25 protein-coding genes and 1 tRNA gene are annotated in these 24397 nt (G+C 70.5%); 10 read left to right on the forward strand and 16 right to left on the reverse strand.

The genetic code is table 11. The annotated features are described in order from the left end of the window. The first annotated feature begins 151 nt into the window (after positions 1 to 151). From BLT43_RS08255 to BLT43_RS08280, 6 genes are all read left to right on the forward strand, one after another. Positions 152 to 979 (forward strand): hypothetical protein, encoded by an 828-nt coding sequence (locus BLT43_RS08255; protein WP_090111814.1) that lies wholly within the window; start codon positions 152 to 154, stop codon positions 977 to 979. A 71-nt stretch (positions 980 to 1050) separates the two neighbouring features. Continuing rightward, positions 1051 to 2085, forward strand: coding sequence for an endonuclease/exonuclease/phosphatase family protein (locus BLT43_RS08260; RefSeq protein ID WP_165612564.1), 1035 nt, complete (start codon positions 1051 to 1053; stop codon positions 2083 to 2085). 157 nt (positions 2086 to 2242) lie between these two features. Beyond that, positions 2243 to 3349: a 3-isopropylmalate dehydrogenase gene (gene leuB / locus BLT43_RS08265; RefSeq protein ID WP_090111816.1), complete on the forward strand. Its 1107-nt coding sequence runs from the start codon at positions 2243 to 2245 to the stop codon at positions 3347 to 3349. Between the two features lie 115 nt (positions 3350 to 3464). Continuing rightward, entirely contained in the window at positions 3465 to 4430 is a 966-nt protein-coding gene (locus BLT43_RS08270; RefSeq protein WP_090111818.1) for a DMT family transporter, read from the forward strand. 53 nt (positions 4431 to 4483) lie between these two features. Continuing rightward, positions 4484 to 4560: transfer RNA gene (locus BLT43_RS08275), tRNA-Pro, on the forward strand. A 101-nt stretch (positions 4561 to 4661) separates the two neighbouring features. Continuing rightward, positions 4662 to 5684 (forward strand): aspartate-semialdehyde dehydrogenase, encoded by a 1023-nt coding sequence (locus BLT43_RS08280; RefSeq protein WP_165612573.1) that lies wholly within the window; start codon positions 4662 to 4664, stop codon positions 5682 to 5684. A 216-nt stretch (positions 5685 to 5900) separates the two neighbouring features. Here the strand turns inward: BLT43_RS08280 and BLT43_RS08285 are convergent, their stop codons facing one another. The 9 genes from BLT43_RS08285 to pip all read right to left on the reverse strand — a co-directional run bounded on the left by BLT43_RS08285 (position 5901) and on the right by pip (position 15922). Continuing rightward, positions 5901 to 6173, reverse strand: a complete 273-nt coding sequence (locus tag BLT43_RS08285) for a hypothetical protein (RefSeq protein ID WP_090111822.1) — start codon at positions 6171 to 6173, stop codon at positions 5901 to 5903. Positions 6174 to 6350: 177 nt separating this feature from the next. Further along, positions 6351 to 6770, reverse strand: a complete 420-nt coding sequence (locus tag BLT43_RS08290) for a response regulator (protein ID WP_090111824.1) — start codon at positions 6768 to 6770, stop codon at positions 6351 to 6353. A gap of 11 nt (positions 6771 to 6781) precedes the next feature. Continuing rightward, on the reverse strand, positions 6782 to 7867 hold the full coding sequence (locus BLT43_RS08295) for a PAS domain-containing protein (protein ID WP_090111826.1): 1086 nt from the start codon (positions 7865 to 7867) through the stop codon (positions 6782 to 6784). A 54-nt stretch (positions 7868 to 7921) separates the two neighbouring features. Further along, on the reverse strand, positions 7922 to 9220 hold the full coding sequence (locus BLT43_RS08300; RefSeq protein ID WP_090111828.1) for a cation:proton antiporter: 1299 nt from the start codon (positions 9218 to 9220) through the stop codon (positions 7922 to 7924). Between the two features lie 171 nt (positions 9221 to 9391). Next, complete coding sequence (locus BLT43_RS08305) at positions 9392 to 10933, reverse strand: ABC transporter substrate-binding protein (protein ID WP_090111830.1); 1542 nt, start codon at positions 10931 to 10933, stop codon at positions 9392 to 9394. A gap of 56 nt (positions 10934 to 10989) precedes the next feature. Further along, on the reverse strand, positions 10990 to 12633 hold the full coding sequence (locus BLT43_RS08310; RefSeq protein WP_090111832.1) for an ABC transporter ATP-binding protein: 1644 nt from the start codon (positions 12631 to 12633) through the stop codon (positions 10990 to 10992). Next, positions 12630 to 13802, reverse strand: coding sequence for an ABC transporter permease (locus tag BLT43_RS08315; protein WP_090111834.1), 1173 nt, complete (start codon positions 13800 to 13802; stop codon positions 12630 to 12632). The genes BLT43_RS08310 and BLT43_RS08315 overlap by 4 nt, the downstream gene beginning before the upstream one ends. Next, entirely contained in the window at positions 13799 to 14791 is a 993-nt protein-coding gene (locus BLT43_RS08320; RefSeq protein ID WP_090111836.1) for an ABC transporter permease, read from the reverse strand. Before BLT43_RS08320 ends, BLT43_RS08315 begins: the two co-directional genes overlap by 4 nt. 114 nt (positions 14792 to 14905) lie before the next feature. Then, positions 14906 to 15922 (reverse strand): prolyl aminopeptidase, encoded by a 1017-nt coding sequence (gene pip, locus BLT43_RS08325; RefSeq protein WP_090111838.1) that lies wholly within the window; start codon positions 15920 to 15922, stop codon positions 14906 to 14908. Between the two features lie 90 nt (positions 15923 to 16012). Between pip and ubiG the strand changes: the two genes are divergently transcribed. Next, the gene (ubiG, locus tag BLT43_RS08330) at positions 16013 to 16783 is read left to right on the forward strand and encodes a bifunctional 2-polyprenyl-6-hydroxyphenol methylase/3-demethylubiquinol 3-O-methyltransferase UbiG (protein ID WP_090111840.1); all 771 of its coding nucleotides are present in this window, start codon (positions 16013 to 16015) and stop codon (positions 16781 to 16783) included. Here the strand turns inward: ubiG and BLT43_RS08335 are convergent. Genes BLT43_RS08335 through BLT43_RS08350 form a run of 4 tightly spaced genes read right to left on the reverse strand, consistent with a single transcriptional unit; the run spans position 16780 to position 19070 of the window. Beyond that, positions 16780 to 17223, reverse strand: coding sequence for a MarR family winged helix-turn-helix transcriptional regulator (locus BLT43_RS08335; RefSeq protein WP_090111842.1), 444 nt, complete (start codon positions 17221 to 17223; stop codon positions 16780 to 16782). The two genes, ubiG and BLT43_RS08335, sit on opposite strands and share 4 nt — an antisense overlap. Beyond that, the gene (locus BLT43_RS08340) at positions 17223 to 18053 is read right to left on the reverse strand and encodes a carbon-nitrogen hydrolase family protein (RefSeq protein WP_090112350.1); all 831 of its coding nucleotides are present in this window, start codon (positions 18051 to 18053) and stop codon (positions 17223 to 17225) included. Before BLT43_RS08340 ends, BLT43_RS08335 begins: the two co-directional genes overlap by 1 nt. After that, a complete protein-coding gene (gene grxC, locus BLT43_RS08345; RefSeq protein WP_090111844.1) occupies positions 18053 to 18319 on the reverse strand; it encodes a glutaredoxin 3 in 267 nt (88 codons plus the stop codon). Before grxC ends, BLT43_RS08340 begins: the two co-directional genes overlap by 1 nt. 31 nt (positions 18320 to 18350) lie before the next feature. Then, complete coding sequence (locus tag BLT43_RS08350; protein ID WP_090111846.1) at positions 18351 to 19070, reverse strand: ComF family protein; 720 nt, start codon at positions 19068 to 19070, stop codon at positions 18351 to 18353. A gap of 22 nt (positions 19071 to 19092) precedes the next feature. On the opposite strand from BLT43_RS08350, the gene BLT43_RS08355 reads away from it, so the two are divergent. Then, positions 19093 to 19971: a methyltransferase domain-containing protein gene (locus BLT43_RS08355; protein WP_090112351.1), complete on the forward strand. Its 879-nt coding sequence runs from the start codon at positions 19093 to 19095 to the stop codon at positions 19969 to 19971. A gap of 118 nt (positions 19972 to 20089) precedes the next feature. Next, positions 20090 to 21139 (forward strand): ferrochelatase, encoded by a 1050-nt coding sequence (gene hemH, locus BLT43_RS08360; protein ID WP_090111848.1) that lies wholly within the window; start codon positions 20090 to 20092, stop codon positions 21137 to 21139. A gap of 67 nt (positions 21140 to 21206) precedes the next feature. Here hemH and BLT43_RS08365 read toward each other — a convergent pair whose 3' ends face one another. After that, on the reverse strand, positions 21207 to 21812 hold the full coding sequence (locus tag BLT43_RS08365) for a L,D-transpeptidase (protein WP_090112353.1): 606 nt from the start codon (positions 21810 to 21812) through the stop codon (positions 21207 to 21209). A gap of 159 nt (positions 21813 to 21971) precedes the next feature. On the opposite strand from BLT43_RS08365, the gene dalA reads away from it, so the two are divergent. Beyond that, complete coding sequence (gene dalA / locus BLT43_RS08370; RefSeq protein ID WP_090111850.1) at positions 21972 to 22487, forward strand: divisome-associated lipoprotein DalA; 516 nt, start codon at positions 21972 to 21974, stop codon at positions 22485 to 22487. Positions 22488 to 22557: 70 nt separating this feature from the next. Here the strand turns inward: dalA and BLT43_RS08375 are convergent, their stop codons facing one another. Beyond that, on the reverse strand, positions 22558 to 23052 hold the full coding sequence (locus BLT43_RS08375) for a L,D-transpeptidase family protein (protein WP_090111852.1): 495 nt from the start codon (positions 23050 to 23052) through the stop codon (positions 22558 to 22560). A gap of 88 nt (positions 23053 to 23140) precedes the next feature. After that, positions 23141 to 24391, reverse strand: coding sequence for a class I SAM-dependent RNA methyltransferase (locus tag BLT43_RS08380; RefSeq protein WP_090111854.1), 1251 nt, complete (start codon positions 24389 to 24391; stop codon positions 23141 to 23143). Positions 24392 to 24397 lie beyond the last annotated feature (6 nt).

Genomic DNA, 24397 nt, shown 5'->3' on the forward strand with positions numbered 1-24397 from the left:
AACGCCAAGTCTAACAATGCGTTGCCGTTCCCGACTCGAGAGGGCACAAATCATGGCAGGATTGAGGCAAGCCGCCCCGCGTGGGCGGAAACCGACCGGACCAGGATCGCGGCACAGAATCGCGGCCGGCCGGCGCAGGATTGGGCGGGCTATGATTGGGCGACTGACGGGAGGACTCCTGCGGGCGGTTCTGGTGGTATTGCTGATCGCGATACCGTCGATGCTGCTGCCGGCCAGCGGATCGGGCACGCCCGAGATCGTGGCGCTGATCGCCATCGGCGCGGCGCTGTTCACGCTGGTCGAATACACCGCGCTCTCGCCCAGCCTGGTCGAGTTCCGCGACGCGCCGCCCTTCAACCGCATCCGCTTCCTGTTCACCGCGCTGAACGTCTTCCTGCTGGCGCTGGTGCTGCGCGGCGCGGCCGAACCCTCGACGCTGACCGAGATCGCCCGCGCCGTGGGCACGCGGCTCGGCGCGGCGCTCGACATCGCCTATTCGCCGGTGCGGCTGTTCCTGCTGGCCTTGCCGCAGGCCGGCGAGCCGCTGCCCGATCTGCGCGGTCTCGCGGCGGTCAGCTACCTGCTGTCGCTGGGCTCGGTGGCCTTCTTCGCCGCGCTGCTGCGGCTGCGCGGCTGGCCGCTGCCCTCGCGCAACTTCAACGTCTGGATCAACCTGCCGACCTTCGACCCGACCTCGGGGCCGGACGTGATCTGGCGGCTGCGGCGCGACGCCCAGTTTAACCTCGTGTTAGGCTTTCTGCTGCCATTCGTGATGCCGGCCTTGGTGAAGCTGGGCCTGCCGCTGCTGGGGCCGATCGAGCTGTCGGACCCGCATGCCCTGATCTGGACGGTGACCGCATGGGCCTTCCTGCCGGCGAGCCTGCTGATGCGCGGCGTGGCGCTGCAGCGCGTGGCCGACATGATCGACGCGCAGCGCGAGCGCGCCAATGCCCGCGACCGTCGGATGATGCCGGCCTGACGGCGCGCCGGGCGGCGCCGGGCGCCGCCCTACTTGCCACCGCCCTTCTCGCAAGCGCCCTGCCCGCCCCCTTGCCGGCCGAGACGCTGCGACTGGCCAGCTACGGGCCGGGGCTGTCGCGCGACGGCCCCGGCCTTCTGCTGCGCGACATCCTGAAGGGCGAGGCGCAGGTCGCCGCCGCGATCGCCGTCATCGCCCATGCCGCCCCCGACATCCTGCTGCTGACCGGCTTCGACCGCGACGCGGACGGCGCGGCGCTCGCGGCCTTCGCCGACGCGCTGCACGCGGATGGCGGCCCGGATTACCCCTATCGGCTCGCGCTGCCCTCGAATGCCGGCCGCCCCTCCGGTGCCGATCTCGACGGCGACGGCCGCGCGCATGGCCCGCGCGACGCGCAGGGCTACGGCCGCTTCACCGGCGATGGCGCTCTGGCGCTCCTGTCGCGCCACCCGCTCGGCCCCGCGCGCGACCTCAGCCCCCTGCCCTGGCGCGACCTGCCCGGCGCCGCATGGCCCGTGACCGGCGGCGCACCCTTTCCGTCCGAGGCAGTCCATGCCGTCCGGCTCCTGTCGAGCACCGGCCATTGGGTCGTCCCGGCCGAGACCCCGTCCGGCCCCGTCACCCTGATGGCCTTCGCCGCCACGCCCCCGGTCTTCGACGGGCCGGAGGATCTGAACGGCCGCCGCAACCGCGACGAGATCCGCCTCTGGGCCCGGCTGCTCGACGGCGATCTCGGCCCTGTGCCCGAACCGCCCTTCGCGATCCTCGGGCGCGCCCATCTCGACCCCGTCGATGGCGAGGGGCGGCACGCCGCCATCGCCGCGCTGCTCGCCGATCCGCGCCTCATGGATCCCCGCCCGGCCAGCCCCGGCGGCCGCGCCGCCGCCGATCCGGGGCAGCGGGGCGACCCGGCCCTCGACACCGCAGACTGGCGCGACCCGCCCGAGGGGCCGGGCAATCTGCGCGTCGACTACGTGCTGCCCTCGCGCGCGGGCTGGCGGGTGACGGGCGCGGGCGTGGTCTGGCCCGAGGCCGGGCCGCTGGCAGAAGCCGCCGCCACCGCGTCGTCGCACCGGCTGGTCTGGGTCGATCTGCGCCTCGACTGAGCGCGCGGCGCCGCCCGGCGCCAGTCCGCTCCGGGCCGGAACCCGATGGCGCGCAGCCCCCGCCGACCCGCCGCCGAAGGCCCCGCCCCAGCTTGACCCTGCGGCGACCAGCCGCTACCCGAAATCCGTTGCATTTCTTTCAAAACGGAGCCGCACCGTGTCCAATCCTTCCCTTCTGATCCTCGCCGGCGACGGCATCGGTCCCGAAGTCATGAACGAGGTGAAGAAGATCATCGGCTGGTTCGGTGACAAGCGCGACCTCGCCTTCGACGTCGAGGACGACCTCGTCGGCGGCGCGGCCTACGACGCGCATGGCACGCCGCTCACCGATGCCACCATGGAAAAGGCGCAGAACGCCGACGCGGTGCTGCTGGGCGCCGTGGGCGGGCCGAAATACGACACGCTCGACTTCTCGGTGAAGCCCGAGCGCGGGCTCCTGCGCCTGCGCAAGGAGATGGACCTCTACTCGAACCTGCGCCCGGCGCAGTGCTTCGACGCGCTGGCCGATTTCTCCTCGCTCAAGCGCGACGTGGTCGCCGGCCTCGACATCATGATCGTGCGCGAGCTGACGAGCGGCGTCTATTTCGGCGAGCCGCGCGGCATCCACAAGGAGGGCAACGAGCGCGTCGGCGTGAACACCCAGCGCTACACCGAAAGCGAGATCGCCCGCGTCGCACGCTCCGCCTTCGAGCTGGCCCGCCGCCGCGGCAACAAGGTCTGCTCGATGGAGAAGGCCAACGTCATGGAATCGGGCGTGCTGTGGCGCCAGGTCGTGCAGGAGATCCACGACGCCGAGTACCCGGATGTCGAGCTGAGCCACATGTATGCCGACGCCGGCGCCATGCAGCTCTGCCGCTGGCCCAAGCAGTTCGACGTGATCGTCACCGACAACCTGTTTGGCGACCTGCTGTCGGACGCCGCCGCGATGCTCACAGGCTCGCTCGGCATGCTGCCCTCCGCCTCGCTTGGCGCGCCGATGGCCAATGGCCGCCCCAAGGCGCTCTACGAGCCGGTGCACGGCTCGGCCCCCGACATCGCGGGCCAGGGCAAGGCCAACCCGATCGCCTGCATCCTGAGCTTCGCGATGGCGCTGCGCTACAGCTTCGACCAGGGCACCGAGGCCGAGCGTCTGGAAAAGGCGGTGGAAAAGGTGCTGGCCGACGGCAAGCGCACCGCCGACCTGCTCGGCCCCGAGGGCGGCACGCCGATCTCGACCGCCGAGATGGGCGACGCCATCCTCGAGGCGCTCGACGCCTCGCTCTGAGCCGATCCGGCGCGGGCGGGGAAACCCGCCCGCGCCGCTTGACCCCGGGTTGCATCGCCCGGCGGCCTCGGCCAATGGTGGCGCTAACACCACCGTTTCGACCGGGAGAACGCGCATGGGCGAGAATGCGAAAGGCGCGCTGCTGGCGCTTGTGTCCTTCGGCGTCTTTGCCACGCATGACGTGATCATCAAGGTGCTGGGCGGCGGCTACTCGCCGGTGCAGCTGATCTTCTTCTCGGTCACGCTCGCCTTCCCGCTGGCGCTGGTGATGATCATCGGCGACCCCGAGCCCGGCACGCTCAGGCCCCGCCACCCGTGGTGGGTGGCGCTCAGGACCGCGGCCGGCTTCCTGACCGCGACCTGCGCCTTCTACGCCTTCTCGGTGCTGCCCTTGGCGCAGGTCTACGCGCTGATATTCGCGACGCCCTTGCTGATCACCGTGCTGGCGATCCCGGTGCTGGGCGAAAGCGTCGGCCCGCGCCGCTGGGGCGCGGTCCTGGTCGGGCTGATGGGCGTTCTGGTGGTGCTGCGCCCGGGCCAGACCGAACTGTCGCTGGGCCATCTCGCGGCGCTCGGCGTGGCGATCGGCGGCTCGACCGCCTCGATCGTGGTACGCAAGATCGGCCACGAGGAGCGGCCCGTGGTGCTGCTGCTCTACCCGATGATCGCGAACTTCGTGCTGATGGGCTCGGCGCTGGCCTTCGTCTACAAGCCGATGCCGATCTCGGATTTCGGGCTGATGGCGGTGATCGCGGCGCTGGGCTGGATCGGCGGGCGGATCATGGTCGCGGCCTATTCCACCGGCGAGGCGGTGGTGGTGGCGCCGATGCAGTACAGCCAGATCATCTGGGCCACCGCCTATGGCGCGCTGTTCTTCGAGGAGCTGCCCGACGGGCCGACCATGCTGGGGGCGGGAATCATCATCGCCTCGGGCCTCTACATCGTGATCCGCGAAGGGCGCGGCGGCCGCTCGGCGCACCGCCCGGTGCTGCAGACCCGGCTGCGCTGGGAAAGCGGCAGCGCGCCCCGCGCCAGCGTGCTCAAGCGTTTCCTGCGGCCGGGCCGGTTCCGCGCGGATTGACTTCGCGACCCCCTTGCAAAGCCAAACGCGAGGCGTTAGGTCGGCGCCACGGTCGGAGTGTAGCGCAGCCTGGTAGCGCACCTGCTTCGGGAGCAGGGGGTCGGAGGTTCGAATCCTCTCACTCCGACCAGTCCCCCCTTCATCGAAATTGCGTCGCAACCGCCCATGGGGCGCTTTCCCTTCCGCGTCGGAACGTGTAGGGACCGCACGTCAATTCAGGAGGGTCCCGACATGGGCTACAAGGTCGTTGTCGTCGGCGCCACGGGGAACGTGGGCCGCGAAATGCTCAACATCCTGGACGAGCGCAAATTCCCGATCGACGAGATCGCCGCGCTCGCCAGCCGCCGTTCGCTCGGCACCGAGGTGAGCTTCGGCGACAAGACCCTCAAGACCAAGGATCTCGAGCAGTTCGACTTCACCGGCTGGGACATCGCGCTCTTCGCGATCGGCTCGGAGGCGACGAAGGAATACGCGCCCAAGGCCGCCGCGGCGGGCTGCATCGTGATCGACAACTCGTCGCTCTACCGGATGGACCCCGACGTGCCGCTGGTGGTGCCAGAGGTCAACGCCGACGCGGTGCTGGGCTATGCCAAGAAGAACATCATCGCCAACCCGAACTGCTCGACCGCGCAGATGGTGGTGGCGCTCAAGCCGCTGCACGACCGCGCGAAGATCAAGCGCGTCGTCGTCTCGACCTACCAGTCGGTCTCGGGCACCGGCAAGGACGCGATCGACGAGCTGTGGAACCAGACCAAGGGCATGTATGTGCCCGGCCAGGAGGTCGCGCCCAGCGTCTATCCGCGCCAGATCGCCTTCAACGTGATCCCGCATATCGACGTCTTCATGGAGGACGGCGGGACCAAGGAAGAGTGGAAGATGGTGGTCGAGACCAAGAAGATCCTCGACCCGGCGATCAAGCTGACCGCGACCTGCGTGCGGGTGCCGGTCTTCGTCGGCCATTCCGAGGCGATCAACATCGAGTTCGAGGAGTTCCTCGACGAGGAGGAGGCCCGCGAGATCCTGCGCGAGGCGCCGGGGATCATGGTCGTCGACAAGCGCGAGGACGGCGGCTACGTCACCCCGGTCGAATGCGTGGGCGACTTCGCCACCTTCATCAGCCGCATCCGGCAGGATTCGACCGTCGAGAACGGCCTGAACCTGTGGTGCGTCTCGGACAACCTGCGCAAGGGCGCGGCGCTGAACGCGGTGCAGATCGCCGAAGCGCTCGGCCAGAAGGTGCTGAAGAAGGGGTGAGGCGGATCAGGGAACGCTCCGGTGGAGCGTTCCCCCGCCGAACGCCCCGGAGCGCAAGCGAAGGGGCCCGCGCCCGGACGAGGCTCCGCTGGAGCCTCGTCAGCGCCGAACGCCCCGAGCGCAAGCGAGGGGCCGGGACAAGGCGGACGTGAAAACACCCCGCCAGACCCAGCGACCCAAGGGGGCGCGCCGCGATCCGGCGCGCCCCTTTCGCGTTCAGCGCCCGCCGAAGCGGACCGGCTGCCAGGACTGGATGCTGCCGTTGCGCGGGTGCAGCGTCAGGATCACCGGCACGCCCTTCGGGTCGGTCGCGCCCAGCAGCCGCTTGCCGGCATCGATCACGCACAGACCGGAATATCCGCCCTGCGCGATCCTGGCCGCCGACATCTGGCAGTAGCTGCCGGCCCGCGGCTCCGCGGTCTCGGCCCGCGCGAAGACGGGCAGGCTCAACGTGGCGGCCAGAAGGGCCGCCATGGCATGGGTCATCATCGGAATGTCCAATCGTCTTTGAGGCGCGGCGCCGCCTTGCGCGGGCGCCCGGTCGGGCCACGCGTCGGTCTCGGGACTGAATTGGGTATTCGCGGCCCGCGCGAGTCGCGCCGGGCCGTGGCCTCATCATCCTATGGGCGTGCCGCCGGCCAAATAGACAATCGGAACTAACCCGGCCTAGCGCCCTGCCCCGGCCCCTTCCCCGGCCCGCATCGTCTCGACCAGGCGGGCGAGGATCTCGGAGGTGTCGCAGGGCTTCTCCAGCACCGGCGCGTCGATCTTCGAGATGGTCTCGCCCATGCGCTGCAGGTCGCCCGAATGCAGCACGAAGGGCACGCCGCGCTCGCGCAGCTTCTCGACGATCGGCAGGCAGGTCTCCGACCGGCCCAGCGTCACGTCGAGCAGCGCCACGTCGAGATGCTCCTCGGCCCGCTTCAGCCCCTGCGCGAGGTTGCGCCCGTAGCGCACCTCGGCCCCGGCCTCGGCGAGGCTTTCGTTGATGTCCATGGCGATCAGCACCTCGTCCTCGACCACGAGCACGGTGCGCCCGGCCAGCGGGCGGGTATCGGGGGCGCTGCGACCGTCCATCTTCGTCATGCCGCTCTCCCTCACAGGCTCGTCGGAAACAGGATCTCGACCCGGAGACCCTCGGGGTGCCAGTCGTAGTTCACCTCACCCTCGCCCATCGCCAGCATACGGCGCATGATCGTCATGCCAACACCCTGCCGGGCCGGGCTGGCGGAGGGGGCCGGGCCGCCGGTCTCGACCCAGCGCAGCCGCAGCATCTCCTGGCCCGCCTTCTCGTCGAGATCCCAGCGCAGCGCCACCCGGCCCTCGGGCTCGGAGAAGGCGCCGTGCTTGACGGCGTTGATCGCCATCTCGTGCAGGGTCAGCGCCAGCACCGACACCACGTTGCTGTCGAGCGGCACGGCGCCGCCTTTGAGCGTGACGCTGTCGCCGCCGCGCGGCGCGTAGGGCTCGAGAAGGTCCGAGAACAGCTTGCTCGGGTCGGTGGGGCCGGCGGCGAAGGAGACCTCGAGCATCGCCTCGTGGGCGCGGCCCAGCGAGCGGATGCGGGCGTTGATCTTCTCGGCCATCTTCTCGACGCCGTCGAGCTTGCCGGTCATGGTGACGATCGAGGAGATCACCGCGAACATGTTCTTCATGCGGTGGCTGATCTCGCGCTCCATCATCCGCGCGTGCTTTTCCTCGGCGCGGGCGGCGTGGACGTCGGTGACGTTCCACTGCGAGCCGAAGAAGTAGCGCAGCGAGCCGTCCTCGTTGTAGATCGGCCCCAGATGCAGCGCGTTCCAGAACGGCGTGCCGTCCTTGCGGTAGTTCAGCAGCTCGACGACGACGACCTCCTCGGTTTCGAGCGCGGTGCGCAGCTTCTCGACCTGCGCCCGGTCGGTCTCGGGCCCCTGCAGGAAGCGGCAGTTGCGGCCCAGCACCTCTTCTTCCGTGTAGCCGGTGAGCTCGAGGAAGGCGCGGTTGACGAAGACCAGAGGCGCATCCTCGCGGTTGGGGTCGGCCAGGCAGATCGCCATGCGGGTCTGCGCCATGGCCTGTTCGAACAGCACGCCCGAATCTGCGCCGATGCGCATCCGTTCGGCCTGCTGCCGCGCCGAATCGAAATCGCTGGCGCGCTGCGCCGCCCGGTTGTCCGCCTCGCTTCGATGCGCCTGATCGCTCATTCGCGCCCCTTCGTCTCGCGACACGCGCGGCCGCGTGCCTTCAGGCCGCAGAAGCTAGCCTTGCCGCAGGCCGGGTCCAGCCCGGCGCGGCGTCGCGGCCCCGGGCTCCTGCGGATCGGAGGCGTGCAGCATCGCCCAGCCGACCGAGAAGCCGTGCAGCAGCGTCGAGGCGAGGATCACCAGCGCCACCAGCGACCACAGCGAGGCCTCGTCGACGAACTCCATGTGGCTGCCGGCGTAGCACAGGTAGTAGATCGAGCCGATGCCGCGCACCCCGTAGACCGAGACGATCGCCCGGTCGCGGCCGCCCATCCCGCAGCCCGCGAGCGCGACCCAGCCCGAGAGCGGCCGCACCACCAGCAGAAGCACCAGCGCGATGGTCACATGGGTCCATGTCAGGTCGATGAAGAGCCGCGGCAGCACCGTGCCCAGCGCCACCAGAAGCGCCGCGGTCAGCGCGTGCTCGATCGATTCGGAGAAGTCGTGCAGCCGGCGGTGGTAGTGGTGGTCTTCCTCGATCCGGCGCAGCGTCAGGCCGAGCACTGCCACCGCGATGAAGCCGTAGCCCTCGACCAGCTCGGTCGTGCCGTAGCACAGCAGGATGCCCGCGAGCGCGATCACCCCCGATCCGGTCTCGGCCAGCGCCGCTTCGCGCGGCAGCCGGAACAGCACGTGGCCCAGCGCCCGCCCGCCGATCCAGCCCATCCCCGCGCCGACCGCGATCCGGTAGACGAGGTCGAGCCCGATCCAGTGCGCCGCCCAGTTCTGCGGCGCGAAGCCCTGCGCCGCGACCAGGAGCCCGAGATAGACGAAGGGAAAGGCCAGCCCGTCGTTCAGCGCCGCCTCGGTGGTCAGGGTGAAGCGCACCGGGTGCTCCTCGCCCTCCTGCGGCGGCCCGACCTGCACGTCGCCCGCCAGCACCGGGTCGGTGGGCGAGAGCACCGCGCCGAGCAGGATCGCCCCGGCCAGCGTCATCCCCGCGAGCTGCACGCCGAGCACCGCCACCGCGAGGATGGTGAGCGGCATGGCGATGCCGAGCATCCGCAGCGTCGGCGTCCAGCGCCGCCAGGGCCGCAGCTCGTCGATCCGCATGCCCGCGCCGAACAGCGCGACGATCACCGTCAGCTCGCTGACCAGCTCCCAGGGCCCCGGCGCGTCGCGCGGGTCGGGCAGAGAGGGCAGCTCGGGCAGCAGCAGCGCCGCCCCGGCGCCGAACAGGATCATCAGCGGCGCGGCGGCGGGCTCGCGGCGCGAGACCAGCCGCGGCAGCCAGCGCGCGAGGATGATCGCCAGCCCCAGCACCGCGAGGGCCACGTGATAGGGGCTCAGCCCGAAGAACGGCTCGTCCTGCATCCCGTCCTCTCCTTGCCGCGGGTCTGCCCGGCAAACTGAGGCGGGACCGCGGGCCGGCAAGCCCCCGCCCCCGCCACGGACGCGACGACGGCGACGGCGGCGGCGGCCGCGGAACGAAGAACGCGCGCCGCAGGGCGGCGCGCGTCGGTCGCGTCGGCGATGGCGGGCCGGTCAGGCCATCCACCACCGTTCGCAGATGCGGTTGCTGTCGAGGTCGAACACGTTGCCGACCACCTCGGGGTGGCCGAGCTTGGTGTTGTAGCCGTCGACGAAGTTCGCATACATCGGGATCGCCGTCGCGCCCTCCTTCGAGCACAGCGCCTGCATCTCGTGATACATGTCGCGGCGCTTGTCGCTGTCGAGCTCGGCGCGGGCGTCCTTGAGCAGGGTCTGGAAGCGGTCGTTCTGCCAGTGCGTGTCGTTCCAGGCGGCGCCGGTCTCGTAGCCCAGCGTGAACATCCAGTCCTCGGTCACGCGGCCCGACCAGTAGGAGGCGCACCACGGCTTCTTGATCCAGACGTTCGACCAGTAGCCGTCGGCCGGCTCCTGCACGACGTTGATGTCGATGCCGCAATCCTTGGCGCTGGCCTGGTACAGCAGGCCCGCGTCGATCGCGCCGGCGAAGGCGGCCTCGGAGACCGACAGGTCGATGCTGAGACCGTCGAGACCGGCCTCCTTCAGAAGCGCCTTCGACTTCTCGGGGTCGTAGTCGTTCTGCTCGAGATCGGCGTGGTAGTACTGGTTCGCCGGACCGATCGGGTGGTCGTTGGCGACCGCGCCGTGGCCCAGGAGGATCTTCTCGACCATCTCCTCGCGCCGCACCGCGTGCTTGAGCGCCTGACGGACCTTGAGGTTGTCCATCGGCGACAGGTCGGTGAGCATCGGGAAGGTGTAGTGCTGGTTGCCCGTCACCTCGTTCAGCGCGAGGTTCGGGTTGGCCTTGAGGAGCGGCTCCACCTGGAACTCGACGTTGTTCACGGCGTCGACCTGGCCGGTCATCAGCGCCGTCATCCGCGCCGAGCCGTCATTGATCGCGATCACCTCGACCTGGTCGAACCAGCCGGCCTTGCCGTCCTTGTAGTGGCCGTCGACGCGGCTCAGCAGCGTACGCACGCCCGGATCGAAGCTCTCGACCTTGTAGAGGCCGGTGCCGATGCCCTTGGCGATCGCCTCCTCGACGTTCTGATGCGGGTACATCAGCAGGTGGTAGTCCGACATCAGGAAGGGGAAGTCGGCATTGCCCGCTTCCAGCGTGAACTGCACCTGATGATCGGAGAGCTTCTTCATCTCGGTGATCGGCGCGACGATCGGCCGGGCGGCGGATTTCGCGTCCTCGTCGAGATGCAGCTTCAGCGAGGCGATCACGTCGTCCGCGGTGAAGGGCTGGCCGTTGTGGAAGGTCACGCCCTGGCGCAGGTCGAAGGTCCAGGTCTTGGCGTCGGGGGTGGATTCCCAGCCGGTCGCCAGCTCGCCCACCAGCTCGCCATTGGCGGCGATCTCGGTCAGGCAGTCGAACACCGCGCCGTAGGCGGTGACGATCATGTAGGTGTCGGAATGGGTGCGGCCGTCCCAGCTGTCGGAGGTGTTGGCCCCGGCGAGGCCGAGGCGCAGCGTGCCGCCGCGCGTCTGCGCCCGGAGCGGCAGGCCGGTGACCGACAGAAGGCCCGCGGCGGCGCCCGTCTTGAGCAATCCGCGTCGGCTGAGTTGTGGCATGGTCTTCTCCCTCTTGGTTCCCTGCCCCTCTCCGGGGGCCGATTCGTGCGTTGCGCCTACATCTTACCCGTCGCCGCCTCGCCGAGATCCTCAACTCCGCGTTCGGCCAGAAGCTTGTCGAGCCAGTCGGGGTCCATCTCGGGCACGGAGGACAGGAGCAGGTCGGTGTAGGGGTGGTGCGGCGGCGTGAACATCTCGGTCTTGGGGCCGTGCTCGACCACCTTTCCCTCCTTCATCACCACCACCTCGTCGGCGATCGCCTTCACCGTGGCGAGGTCGTGGGTGATGAACATGTAGGACAGGCCCAGCTCGTCCTGAAGACGCGCCAGCAGCTTGAGGATGCCCTCGGCCACCAGCTGGTCGAGCGCCGATGTCACCTCGTCGCAGATGATCAGCTTCGGCTCGGCGGCGAGCGCGCGGGCGATGCCGACGCGCTGCTTCTGCCCGCCCGACAGCTCGCCCGGCAGCCGGTCGCGGAAGGTGGCGGGGTCGAGCTCGATCTGGCTCATCAGCTCGTCGACCCGCGCCCGCAGGCGGCGGCCCTTCAGCCCGCGGTAGAAGCGCACCGGCCGGCCGATGATCTGCGCCACGGTCTGGCGCGGGTTCAGCGCGGTGTCGGCCATCTGGTAGATCATCTGGACCTGCCGGAGCTGGTCCTTGGAGCGCTGGCGGTAGCCCGGCGGCAGCGTCTCGCCGTCGAAGCGCACCTGCCCGGCGCGCGGCGGCAAGAGGCCGGTGATCACCCGCGCCGTGGTCGACTTGCCCGAGCCGCTCTCGCCCACCACGGCGACGGTGCGCCCGGCATGGATGTCGAAGGAGACGTGCTCGAGCACGGTGGCGGTGCCGTAGGCGGCGGTGACGTTCTCGACGCTCAGGATCGGCACGGCACCGGCCGCGGGGGCGGGCTTCTCGGGCCGCTTGTAGCCGCGCACCGCCCAGAGCGACTTGGTGTAGTCCTCCTTCGGCGCCTCGAGCATCTCGCGCGTCGGCGCGGTCTCGACCTCGTCACCCCTGAGCAGCACCTTGATGCGGTCGGCCATCTGCGCGACCACGGCGAGGTCGTGGGTGATGTAGATCGCCGATGTGCCGAACTGCTGGACGATGTCGCGGATCGCCGCCAGCACCTCGATCTGGGTGGTGACGTCGAGCGCGGTGGTGGGCTCGTCGAAGATGATCAGGTCGGGCCGGCAGGACATCGCCATCGCGGTCATCGCCCGCTGCAGCTGCCCGCCAGAAACCTGGTGCGGGTAGCGGAAGCCGATCTCGTCGGGGTTGGGCAGGCGCAGCTTGCGGTAGAGCTCGATCGCGTCCTCGACGCTCTCGCCCCGCTCGGCCACGCCGTGGCGCAGCGGCGCCTCGACATGCTGGTCGATCAGCTTGTGCGCAGGGTTGAAGCTCGCCGCCGCCGACTGCGCGACATAGGCGATGCGCCGGCCCAGGAGCGAGCGTTTCTCCTCGGCCGAGGCGTTCAGGAGGTCGATGCCGTCGAACACGACCGAGCCGCCGGAAACCCGCACGCCGTCGCGCACATAGCCCATCGCCGCGAGGCCCAGCGTCGACTTGCCCGCGCCGGATTCGCCGATCAGCCCCAGCACCTCGCCGCGGCCGAGCGTCAGGTCGACGCCGTTGATGATCGGGTGCCATTCCTCGTCCGAGCGGCCCTCGATCCGAAGGTCGCGGATCTCCAGAAGCGGGCTCACGACTTCAGCCCCGAGCTGCGGTGCAGCATCCAGTCCACCACGAAGTTCACCCCCACGGTCAGGATCGCGATCGCCAGCGCCGGCAGGAGCGGCGCCAGCGCCACCATCGGCGCGAAGGCCGCGAAGTTGATGAACTGCGCGAGGTCGCGGACCATGGTGCCCCAGTCGGCCAAGGGCGGCTGGATGCCGACGCCGAGGAACGAGAGCGAGGCGATGGTCAGGAACACGAAGCAGAAGCGCAGCCCGAACTCGGCCAGAAGCGGCGCGGTGGCGTTGGGCAGGATCTCGCGAAACACGAGGTGGCCCATGCCCTCGCCCCTGAGCTTGGCGGCCTCGACATAGTCCATCACCACGATGCCGATGCCCACGGCGCGGGCGAGGCGGAACACGCGGGTCGAGTCGATCACCGCGATGATCAGCACCATGTAGAAGGTCAGAAGCCCGCGCGCGCCCTCGGCCCAGACGGATGCGATGGTCAGCAGCAGCAGCGCGAAGATCAGCGACGGGATCGCCATCAGCACGTCGACGCCGCGGCTCAGCACCTGGTCGAGCCAGCCGCCGACCACCGCCGCCAGCAGCCCCAGAGAGCCGCCCAGCACGAAGGCCAGCAGCGTCGTGGCGAAGGCGAGGCCGACGGTGTTCTGCGCGCCGTAGATCAGCCGCGAGAGGATGTCGCGCCCGATCCGGTCGGTGCCGAGCGGGAAATCGGGATTGCCGCCCATCGCCGGATCGCCGCCCGGCACGATGTTGGCCGCGCCCAGCACCGCCTCCTGCCCGTGCGGCGCGATCCAGCCGGCGAAGATCGCGACGATGGCATAGACGAGGATCGCGAGGATGCCGAAGGCGGCGGTGAGCGGCATCTGCCTGAACAGCCGCTTCGTGGGCTCGGGGCCGACATGGCGGCCGAGGATGCGGAACAGGAAGGCGGCCACGGCGCAGAGCGCGAAGCCGGTCACCGCCCAGCGGAAATAGACCGCGCCGGGCAGCAGCCAGAGCCAGACGCCGCCCGCCACCGCAGCACCCGCCAGCGCCCAGCCGAAGGCCTCGCCGAAGCCCATGTCGCGGAAGCGCGGCGCGCCGCCCGTGGCCAGGCGCGCGCCGGCGCGGCCGGCGAAGGCCAGCGCCGCGAGGCCGGCCAGCGCGAGAAGGGTCCAGAGCCAGCCGCTCATTTCGGGTGCCTCAGGCGCGGGTTGGAGACGATCGACAGGATGTCGGCGGTCAGGTTCAGCAGGATGTAGGCGGCCGCGAAGATCAGGCAGCAGGCCTGCACCACGGGGATGTCGCGCAGCTTGACGCTGTCGACGAAGAGCTGGCCGATGCCGGGATAGACGAAGACCACCTCGACCACGACGACGCCGGTCACCAGATAGGCGAGGTTCAGCGCCACCACATTGACGATCGGCGCCAGCGCGTTCGGCAATGCGTGGCGCAGGATCACGTGCAGCGGTCGCATGCCCTTGAGCCGGGCCATCTCGATATAGGGCTGCGCCATCAGGTTGAGGATCGCGGCGCGGGTCATCCGCATCATGTGCGCGGTCACCACCAGCGTCAGCGTCAGCGCCGGCAGCACGGTCTTTTCCAGCCGCTCGCCGAAGCTCATGCCCGGGAAGATGCTCGACAGCGACGGGAAGACCGGGTTCACCACCGCCAGAAGCAGGATCAGGATGTAGGCCACGAAGAATTCGGGGCTGGAGATCGAGGACAGCGTCGCGATGTTGGCGCCCTTGTCGAAGGGCGTGTCGCGCCACAGCGCCGCGAGGATGCCGAGGCCCACCGCGAGCGGCACCGCGAAGACGGCGGTGACGCCGGCCAGGAACATGGTGTTGGCGAAGCGCGGCGCGATCTGCGCGGCCACCGTGGCCGAGGGGTCGACCCGCCCGGTGAAGCTCGCGAAGTTGGCCTGCGCGAAGCTCACGCCCAGATCGCCGCGCGCCGCGTCCCACAGCCAGTCGGCGTAGCGCAGCAAGAGCGGCTGATCGAGCCCGAGCTGGGTGCGGATCGCCGCCACCGCCTCCGGCGTCGCGGACTGGCCCAGCACGGCTTGCGCGAAATCGCCGGGAAGAAGGTTCACCGCGCCGAAGATCACGGCCGAGACGATCAGCAGCGTCAGCAGGCCAAGCGCCAGACGCTGCAGGATGATCCTGAGTAGACTACCCAAGTTGTCTTGGTCTCCCCTGTGCCCGGTCGCCGGGCCGGATCGGCGCGTTCCCGCGCCGTTCTTGATTGGGGCATAGGTTAGCGATGCGGACCGGCCTGTAAACCCTTGCAGGAATTACCCTACGTCCGGCGTGACCGTCGGGCCGAAGACCAACCCGGCGTCGCCGCGGCCCAGCGCGTCGGTGGCGCGCACCAGCTCGGCGGCGATGCCGGGCTCCGACAGCGCATGGCCGGCGCGCGGCACCATCCTGAGCCGCGCCGCGGGCCACAGCGCGGCCAGACGGTGCGCGCCGGCAGGCGGGCAGATCATGTCGTAGCGGCCCTGCACGATCAGCCCCGGCAGATGCGCGATCCGCTCCATCCGCTCGAGGATGCCCTGCCCCGGCTCGAGAAAGCCGCGATGGTGGAAGTAGTGGTTCTCGAGCCGGGCGAAGGCGCGGGCATATTCGGCCGGCCCCTCGCCCAAGGGGCCGTCATTGTCGATCGAGGCCAGCGCGTTCTCCCACGAGGCCCAGGCGCGGGCGTGGCGCAGCTCCGCGCCCGTATCGCCCGAGAACAGCCGCCGGTGATAGGCGGCGATCAGGTCGTCATGCTCGGCCTCGGGGATCAGCGAGGCGAAGCGCTGCCACAGCTCGGGCCAGAACTGCCCGGCGCCGCCGCCGTAGAACCACTCGAGCTCGGGCTCGGTCATCAGGAAGACGCCGCGCAGCAGCAGCGCGGCGGTGCGCTCGGGGTGGGTCTGGGCGTAGATCAGCGCCAGCGTCGCGCCCCAGCTGCCGCCGAACAGCGTCCAGCGCTCGATGCCCAGCATCTCGCGGATCAGCTCCATGTCGGCCACGAGGTGCCATGTCGTGTTGGCCTCGACGCTGGCATGCGGGCGCGAGCGGCCGCAGCCGCGCTGGTCGAACAGCACGATGCGCCAGTGCGCGGGGTCGAAGTAGCGCCGCATCGCCGGGCTGCAGCCGCCGCCCGGCCCGCCATGCAGCACCACGACGGGGCGACCCTCGGGGTTGCCGCATTGCTCGACATAGACCCGGTGGCCGTCGCCGACATCGACCATGCGCTGATCGAAGGGCTCGACGGGCGGGTGCAGATGCGCGATTGCGCGCTTTTGACCTGAGACCTTGTCCATGTCCGGTCTATATAGCCATCGACACCGCGGCGTCACCCATGGCGACGAGGCGTCACCCCGCGACCAGCCCGCGACCAGAAGGACCGACCCATGCCCAGCCCAGACCGCGCCGCCCGCTCGACCATCGATCCCGACGAGGTCGCCAAGTTCGAGGCGATGTCGGCCGAGTGGTGGGACACGGAGGGCAAGTTCAAGCCGCTGCACATGCTCAACCCCTGCCGGCTCGACTACATCACCGGCCAGATCGCGGCGCAGTTCGACCGCGACCTTGGCGCGCAGGCGCCCTTCGCGGGGCTGCGGCTGCTCGACATCGGCTGCGGCGGCGGGCTTCTGTGCGAGCCGATGGCGCGGCTCGGGGCGACGGTGGTCGGCGCCGACGCGGCCGAGCGCAACATCCCCGTGGCGCGGCTGCATGCCGAGCAGTCGGGCCTCGAGATCGACTACCGCCACACCACCGCCGAGGCGATGGCCGAGGCGGGCGAGGCATTCGACGTGGTGCTCAACATGGAGGTGGTCGAGCATGTCGCCTCGCCGATCGACTACCTCACCGCCTGCCACGACCTTCTGAAGCCCGGCGGCCTGCACATCTGCTCGACCCTGAACCGCAACGCCAAGAGCTACGTCATGGCGATCATCGGCGCCGAGCAGGTGATGCGCTGGCTGCCCAAGGGCACGCATGACTGGAACAAGTTCATCACGCCCGACGAGCTTTACGACCTCATGCGCCGCGCCGGTCTCACGCCGGTCGACCGCAAGGGCATGGTGTTCAACCCGCTGGGCTGGAGCTGGCGGCTGTCGGAGCGCGACCTGAGCGTGAACTACGTCACCGCCAGCCTGCGCCCCGAGCGCGTGACGCTCTAGTCCACGTCCGAGAGCCGGAGCCTGAGCTCGCGCAGCACCGGCAGCGTGGCGCGGGCGCGCTCGGCGCCGACCCGCTCGACCACCTCGGCGACGATCGGCGTGATCGCCGCCACCGCGGCGTCGCGCGCGGCCAGCCCGGCGGGGCTGATCGCCACCATCTTGCGGCGCGCGTCGTCCCAGTCGGGGCGGATATGCACCCAGCCCGCCCATTCCAGCTTGCCCAGCGTGTTGGTCATCGCGCCGCGCGTCAGGTGGAAGGTCCGCGCGAGCTGCGCCGGCGTGCGCTCGGTCCCCGAGAAGGCGAGGTGGTTCAGCACCGAGAAATGCGACAGCTCCATGCCCTTGGGCAGCACCTTGGACATGGTGTTGCGCGCCAGCTGGTCGACGGCCAGGATCTCGCTGAACAGCGTGATGGCGAGGTTGTCGAGGGGCTGGCTCATCAGGGTCCTTCGAAGGGGCGGTCATGCGAAAGCGCCGGCACGCGGCCCCTCGCTTGTGCCACCTGCGAAAGGTCAAGATCAACGAATGTCGTCCCCGGTGCCGTGCCGGCATCGGCCAGCACCTCGCCCCATGGCGCAACGGCGAGGCTGTGGCCATGGGTCTCGCGCGCCTTGCCTTCGCGCGCCGCGTGCCGACCCGTCTGCGCCGCGGCGAGCACGAAGCAGCCGGTCTCGATCGCGCGTGCGCGCAGCAGGCTCTGCCAATGCGCGGCCCCCGTGACCGGCGAGAAGGCCGAAGGCACCAGTAGGATCTCGGCCCCCGCCTGCGCCAGCCGGCGGTAGAGATGCGCGAAACGGACGTCGTAGCAGATGCTGAGCCCGACCTTCGCGAAGGGCGTCTCGGCCAGAACGGCGCGGGTGCCGGGCCGGTAGCCGGCGGATTCGCGGTAGGTCTCGGTCTCGCTCACCGCGACGTCGAACATGTGGATCTTGTCGTAGCGGGCGCGGATGTCGCCGTCGGGCGCGATCAGGAAGGAGCGGTTGGCGAAGCGCCCGTCGGCGTCATGCGTCTTCAGCGCCAGCGAGCCGACCGAAAGCCAGATGCCGGCGCGCGCGGCCTCCTCGCGCAGCCCGGCGAGGGTCGCATCGTCCGCCTCGTGGCGCAGCACCTCGGCCTGGTGCGCGCGGCTGGCCGAGACGCAGTTGCTGACCTCCGGGGTCAGCACGAAGCCCGCGCCCTGCGCCGCCGCGCCCCGGACCATGCCGCGCAGGATCTCGAGGTTCCGGGCGGGGTCGTCCGAGGCGGTGGTCTGCAGGAGGGCGGCGCGGATCACTTGCCCAGCAGCTGGTCGAGACCGCCGCGGCGGTCGAGCAGCGCCATGTCGTCATAGCCGCCGACATGTGTGTCGCCGATGAAGATCTGCGGCACGGTGCGGCCGCCATTGGCGCGCTGCACCATCTCGCCGCGGCGCTCGGGCCGGGCGGCGATGTCGATCTCGGTGAAGCCCACGCCCTTCTGGGCCAGCAGGCGCTTGGCGGCGTGGCAGTAGCCGCAGGTCGGCTTGGTGTAGATCTCGATCGTCGGTGTGGCGGGCATCCGGGCCTCCGTTCAGGGTCTGGCCCATCATCTAGGCATCCTTGGCGGTGCGGGCCAGAGCGATCACGGCAAGATCAGCCGCCCCGGCGGCGCGGGCGGCGGCGGCGCAGGCCGAGAGCGTCGCGCCGCTGGTCATCACGTCGTCCACCAGCAGCACCGGCCGGCCGCGCATCCGCGCGCCGCGCCGGGGATGCGGCGCGATGGCGCCCGAAAGCGCCGCGAAGCGCTGCGCCCGGTCGCGCCCGTCGAGCGGCGCGGTGGCGCGGCGGCGGACCAGCGCGTCGGGGCATTGCGCCGCGCCCAGCGCCCGCGCCATGCGCGCGGCGAGCAGCGCCGACTGGTTGTAGCGCCGCCGCCAGAGCCGCGACCAGTGCAGCGGCACCGGCACGAGCAGCGTGCCCGGGCGCATCAGCGGCGCGGCCGCGCGCGCCATCCAGTCGCCCAAGGGCCGCGCCAGCTCGGTCCGGTCGCCATGCTTGAGCGCGAGCACCAGCGCCCGCGCGCCGTCGCGGTAGGCCAGCACCGCCCGCCCCGTGCGCCACGGCCGCGGTGCGGCAAGGCAGTCGTCGCAGGCGAGCCCGGCCTCGGCCTCGCCCGGCAGCGGCTGGGCGCAGCCGTCGCAAAGCGCGCCGCCCAGAAAGGGCGTGTCGCGCCAGCAGGCGCCGCAAAGCGCGAAATCCGCCTCGACCAGCGCGCCGCAGCGCAGGCAGGCCGGCGGGTAGAGATGCCGCAGCGCGCTTTGCAACCGCATGTCGCCCCCTTATCTGGTGCGCATGACCGACAGCACCCCCTCAGACCCGCCCCGCCTCACCGAGACCGCGCGCCCCGCGGCGCAGGCCCGCCCCGCGCTGTTCGACCGCGCCGCCCTGCAGCGGCAGCGCGCCCGCGCCGCGCGCGACCCGGCGCTGTTCCTACAGGAGGCGGTGGCCGACGATGTCGAGGATAGGCTGGCCGAGGTTAACCGTTCCTTTACCGACGTCGCCGTGGTCACGCCCTGGCCCGATCTCTGGGCGCGGCGGCTGCCGGGGGCCCGGATCGTGCCCGACGCCGAGACGCTCGATCTCGAGGAGGGCGCGCATGACCTCGTGATCCACGCGCTGTCGCTGCACTGGGCCGAGGACCCGATCGGCCAGCTGATCCAGTGCCGCCGGGCGCTGGCCCCCGACGGGCTGGTGATGGCGACGCTGTTCGGCGGCGAGACGCTGTCGGTGCTGCGCCAGTCGCTGACCGCGGCCGAGACGGCGGTGACGGGGGGCCTGTCGCCGCGCGTCGCGCCGATGGGCGAAATCCGCGACCTCGGCGCGCTGCTGCAGCGCGCGGGGCTGGCGATGCCGGTGGCCGACGGCACGCCGCTCGACGTGACCTATGCCACGCCCTTCCACCTGATGCGCGACCTGCGCGCCATGGGCGAGGCCAACGCCATGGCGGGCCGGCTGCGCCGCCCGACCCGGCGCGCGGTGCTGGCCGAGGCGGCGCGGCTCTACTCCGAGGCCGCGGGCGATGCCGAGGGCCGGATCAAAGCCCGCTTCGAGGTGATCACGCTCACCGGCTGGGCCCCCTCGGCCGACCAGCCCAAGCCGCTGCGCCCCGGCTCGGCCACCCGCAGCCTCGAGGCGGCGCTGCGCGAGGCCCGCGACGAAAGCGCCGATTGACCCCGGCGGGGCCGGGCCTATCCCTCGGACCGGTCGCGTCCCCGGCTTGCCGGGCGCGCGATCCCGCTACTTCATTCCGAAAATACTCAGATCCAGACGCCAGCCCCAAGGACAGACGATGCTCGACGCGACCCGCCCGATCCATGCCCCCGCCGACCACCCGGCCGTCCCGAAGGCCCGCGTGGGCATCCTGGTCGCCAATCTCGGCACGCCCGACGGCACGGACTACCGCTCGATGCGGCGCTACCTGTCGGAGTTCCTCTCCGACCGCCGCGTCGTCGATTACAACCCGCTCCTGTGGCAGCCGCTGCTGCAGGGCGTGATCCTGACCACCCGGCCGTCGAAATCCGGCGCGGCCTACAAGTCCATCTGGAACGAGGAGCTGAACGAAAGCCCGCTCCGCACCATCACCCGCGCCCAGGCCGACGCGCTGCGCGCCCGCTTCGAGGCGGAATACGGCGATGGCGTGCAGGTCGAGTTCTGCATGCGCTACGGCAACCCCTCGACCAAGTCGGTGGTGCGCAAGATGGTCGAGAACGGCTGCCGCAAGATCCTGTTCTTCCCGCTCTACCCGCATTACGCGGGCGCGACCTCGGCCACGGCGAACGACGCCTTCTTCAAGGCGCTGATGGCCGAGAAGTGGCAGCCCACCGCCCGCGTGGTCGACCCTTATTACGACCGCCCCGACTACATCGAGGCGCTGGCCAACTCGGTGCGCCGCGCGCACCCGACCCCCGAGAGCCGGCCCGAGGTGCTGGTCTGCTCCTATCACGGCCTGCCCAAGCGCTACCTGCTGGAGGGCGACCCCTACCACTGCCAGTGCGCCAAGACGACGCGGCTTCTGCGCGAGGCGCTGGGCTGGGAGGAGACCCGCGTGGTGACCACCTTCCAGTCGGTCTTCGGCCGCGAGGAATGGCTCAAGCCCTACACGGTCGAGGAGGTGGCGCGGCTGGCCAAGGAGGAGGGCGTGCGCAACCTGTCGATCTGCGCCCCGGCCTTCTCGTCGGACTGCATCGAGACGCTCGAGGAGATCAACGAGGAGATCAAGGAGAGCTACGAGGAGGCGGGCGGCGAGAAGTTCACCTACATCCCCTGCCTCAACGACCAGCCCGAGCATATCGACATGCTGGAGCGGGTGATCCGCGAGAACCTCTCGGGCTGGATCTGAGCGGCCCCGCGGGCACGAAAAAGGGGGCCGCGCGGCCCCCTTTCCCGTCTGCGATAAGCGGATCGCCTCAGATCAGCATCACCTGCGTGCCGACGGTGGAGAGCGCGAACAGCTCGGCGATGTGCTCGTTGAACAGGCCGATGCAGCCGTTCGAGGAGCGCCGCCCGATCTTGCGCGTGTCGTGGGTGCCGTGGATGCGGTAGTACTGCCAGGTCAGCCACAGCGCATGGGTGCCGAGCGGGTTGTCCGGGCCCGGCGGGATGTAGGGCGGCCATTCGGGGTTGCGCTCGAGCATCGAGGGCGTCGGGCGCCAGTCGGGGCCGTCGACCTTCTTGATGATCTCGGTGCGGCCGAGCTTGGTCAGGTCCGGGGTCAGCGGCACCGAGGTCGGGTAGAGCCGGTAGATGCTCTCGTCCTCGCTCCAGTAGTGCAGCGCCCGGCTGCGGGTGTCGCACAGGATCGCGCCGTTCTTCAGGTCGGCGAAGTAGGGGCGCCAGTCCAGCGTGCGGAAGCTCGACACGTTGCGGCTGACCGAGGCGGAGATGTCGCCCTCGATCTCGGTCGAGTTGGCGAGGCTCTGGGCGAGCGCGGGCGCGGCGAGGAACGACGCGCCGAAGGCGGCGGTGGCGGCGACGAAGCCGCGGCGGTTCAAGGCCTTTTGGTCCTGACCCATGCGAATCTCCATGAATGGAACGGTCTTGCCGAAGCTCTAGATCGCGTTTCCGTGAGCCGCAATTCACCAGCGCGTCATCTCGGCAGGGCACCGCCGATCGGGTTTGAAATGTCTCACCGGCACGGCTATGGGAACGGCGGTTCCATCCACAGGTGACGCATGCAGCGACGCGAGCTGATTCTCGGTTTCCTCTCCCTTGGCGCGCTCGCCGCCTGCGCCGGCGCGCCGGCCGGCCGGATCGGCCCGGACGGGCTGCCGCTGCCGCAGATCTACAAGATCACGCCCGAGCAGGAGGCGCAGATCCCCTACCGGATGCTCGACGGGGTGAACACGCTGCGCCAGGCGCGCGGCGTGCAGCCCTTGGTGCTGGACGCGCAGCTCACCGCCGCCGCGGCGACGCATTCGCGCGACATGTCGATCCAGAACCGGCCCTGGCATTTCGGCTCCGACGGCTCGTCGCCGGTCGACCGGCTGCGGCGCGTGGGCTATGGCGGCCGCCTGATCGGCGAGACCATCTCGGAGACCTACGAGACCGAGCTCGAGACGCTGGCCGCCTGGATGGAGGAGCCCGCGACACGCGACGTGATCCTCGACCCGAACGCCAGCCGGATGGGCGTGGCCTGGCTGCAGGAGCCCGCGGGCAAGATCTGGTGGACCATGGTGCTCGGCGCCTGAGACCCGATACCAAATCAGACGTGAAAAGGGGCGCCGGCGGCGCCCCTTCGCATCTCCGGCGCGGCCGGTCTCAGCTCTTGACGAAGATCGGGGTGTAGTCGCCGACCATGGCGTAGATCTCCTCGACCTCCTCGTTCAGCACGGCGATGCAGCCGGCGGTCCAGTCCTTCCGGCCCTCGACCGATTTCGGCGTGCCGTGGATGAAGATGTCGCCACCGGGGCTCTTGCCATGCGCGCGGGCGAAGGCCACGTCGCGCGCGTTCGGATAGGAGATGCCGACCGAGAGGTGGTAGTTGCTGCGCGGGTTGCGGCGGTCGATCAGGTAGGTGCCCTCGGGCGTCTTGCCGTCGCCCTCGAACTGCTTGTGGCCCACCGGCGCGAAGCCGAGCTGGAAGTCGTAGCCCTTGATCGCCCGGTTGCCGTTCAGCAGGTAGAGCTTGCGCTGGCCCTTGAAGGCCATGATCGAAGTGACCTTCGGCCCCTCGTAGCTGGACACCTTGCGGCCCGAGCAGGCCATGAGAAGCGCCGGAGCGCCGAGAATGATCTTTCGTCTGTCGATGGTCATTGCCGCCACTGCCCCGGTCTGCGCCGTTTGCCGAATCCGCTAGCAAATCCGGGCGATTCCGCCTAGGGGCGACGATGGGGGCGCGCGTTCAGCGCAGGGTGAATCGTGTCGCCAATTCCACATGCGGCGACCAGCGGAACTGGTCGACCACGGTGATCGGCTCCATGGAATAACCGCTTTCGATCAGGGACTTGGCGTCGCGCGCAAAGCTCGCCGGGTGGCAGGAAACCATCGCGATCACGGGGATTTGAGCGCGCGAAAGCTCGGCCACCTGCGCCTGCGCCCCGGCGCGGGGCGGGTCGATCACCGCGGCGTCGAATCGCGACAGCTCGTCGGTCAGGAGCGGCCGGCGGAACAGGTCGCGCGCCTCGGTGGTGACGCGCTTGAGCCCCGGCGTGCCGCGCCAGCCGCGGTCGAGCGCGGCGAGCATCGACGCCTCGCCCTCGACCGCATGGACCTCGGCCGTCTCCGAGAGCGGCAGCGCGAAGGTGCCGCAGCCGGCGAAGAGGTCGACCACGCGGGCGGCATTGCCCACCGCCGCGCGGACGCGCGCGAGCAGCGCCGCCTCGCCCTCGCGCGTGGCCTGCAAAAAGGCGCCGGGCGGCGGCACGACGCGGGCGCGGCCCATCGCCTGCGCGGGCGGCGCCAGCTCGGCCACGATCTCGTCGGCCCAGACCAGCCGCGACAGCCCGGCCTCGCGCGCGACCTCGGGCAGCTCGATCCTGAGCGCCTCGGTCAGATCCTTGTCGGTCTCGACATGCAGCTCGGGCCCCGCCTCGCTGTCGGTCACGGTCAGCCCCACCTCGCCCTTGCGCGAGGCGGCAAGCGCGGTGATCCGCTCCAGCGCCGGGATCAGCGCGACCAGCCCGGGCCGCAGCAGACGGCAGCCGGGCACCTCGATCACCGTGTCGGAGGCGCGGGCGTGGAAGCCGACGATCGCGCCCTTCTTGGTGCGCCGCCCGGCCAGCTTGGCGCGACGGCGGCTGTCGGAGGGCGAGGTCTCGACGGAGGCGATCTCGCCCTCGATGCCTTGTGCCTTCAGCGCGGTGGCGACGATCCCGGCTTTCCAGTCCGCCACGAAGCCGTCGGAGGCGTGCTGCATGGCGCAGCCGCCGCAGGCCTTGAAGTGGCGGCAGGGGGGCGCGACGCGCTCGGGCGCGGGCGTCACCACCTTGGGCCCGTCGGCCTCGAGCCGCACCACCTCGCCCGGCAGCACGCGCGGCACCAGCGTGCCGTCCGCGGTGCGGCCCATGCCGTGATGCGTCACGCTCTCGATCGTCACCTCCCCCCGCTCTGCGGGGTCGGGCTGCGGCGTCTTCGGCGGACGGGTCTCGGTCATGGCGGT

Origin of the sequence: Limimaricola pyoseonensis, assembly GCF_900102015.1 — a bacterium.
GTDB lineage: Bacteria > Pseudomonadota > Alphaproteobacteria > Rhodobacterales > Rhodobacteraceae > Limimaricola > Limimaricola pyoseonensis.